The following is a 1,181-nucleotide window of genomic DNA, read 5'->3' as shown; positions in this document are numbered from 1 at the left end:
ATGCCCGATTATTATCCACGCCAAACTCCTCGACTAGTGAGCTGTTACGCACTCTTTAAATGAATGGCTGCTTCCAAGCCAACATCCTAGCTGTCTTAGCAATCTGACTTCGTTAGTTCAACTTAGCAATTATTTGGGGACCTTAGCTGATGGTCTGGATTCTTCTCCTTTCGGACATGGACCTTAGCACCCATGCCCTCACTCCTGTGATAAAACTAATGCGCATTCGGAGTTTATCAAGACTTGATAGGCGGTGAAGCCCTCGCATCTTATCAGTCGCTCTACCTCACATTAGTAACTCACAAGGCTGCACCTAAATGCATTTCGGGGAGTACGAGCTATCTCCAAGTTTGATTAGCCTTTCACCCCCACCCTCAGGTCATCCGGAAGCTTTTCAACGCTTATCGGTTCGGTCCTCCAGTTAGTGTTACCTAACCTTCAACCTGCCCAAGGGTAGATCACTTGGTTTCGCGTCTACTCCTTCCGACTAATCGCCCTGTTCAGACTCGCTTTCGCTTCGGCTTCATGTCTTAAGACACTTAACCTTGCCGGAAAAAGTAACTCGTAGGTTCATTATGCAAAAGGCACGCCGTCACAGCCTAAGCTGCTCCGACCGCTTGTAGGCGCATGGTTTCAGGGACTATTTCACTCTTCTATTCGAAGTTCTTTTCACCTTTCCTTCACAGTACTGGTTCACTATCGGTCTCTCGGGAGTATTTAGCCTTACCGGATGGTCCCGGCAGATTCACGCAAGATTTCTCGTGTCCCGCGCTACTCAGGATACCACTACGCTTAGTTTAGCTTCATATACCGGGCTATCACCGTCTATGGCTGTTCTTTCCAGAACATTCTATTCACTAAATGTCATGCGACATCGTGGTCCTACAACCCCATAAATGCCGTAACATCTATGGTTTGGGCTAATCCCCGTTCGCTCGCCACTACTAGGGGAATCATTATTATTTTCTTTTCCTACAGGTACTAAGATGTTTCAGTTCCCTGCGTTAGCTTCCAACCAGGTTGGATGACATTCCTTCAGAATGCCGGGTTGTCCCATTCGGAAATCTTTGGATTAAAGGTTATTTGCACCTACCCAAAGCTTATCGCAGCTTATCACGTCCTTCATCGCCTCCGAGAGCCAAGGCATCCGCCATGCGCCCTTGCTTACTTTCTTTCAAACT

The 1,181-nt window shown here is 47.5% G+C and carries 1 rRNA gene; it reads right to left on the bottom strand.

Going from position 1 to position 1,181, the window contains the following annotated elements:
- Window positions 1-1,174 (bottom strand): 23S ribosomal RNA (locus HC965_RS26560); the annotation flags it as partial.
- Window positions 1,175-1,181 lie beyond the last annotated feature (7 nt).

This window comes from Bacteroides sp. GM023, assembly GCF_014750685.1.
Lineage (GTDB): Bacteria > Bacteroidota > Bacteroidia > Bacteroidales > Bacteroidaceae > Bacteroides.
This window is presented reverse-complemented; position numbering and strand designations above follow the sequence as displayed.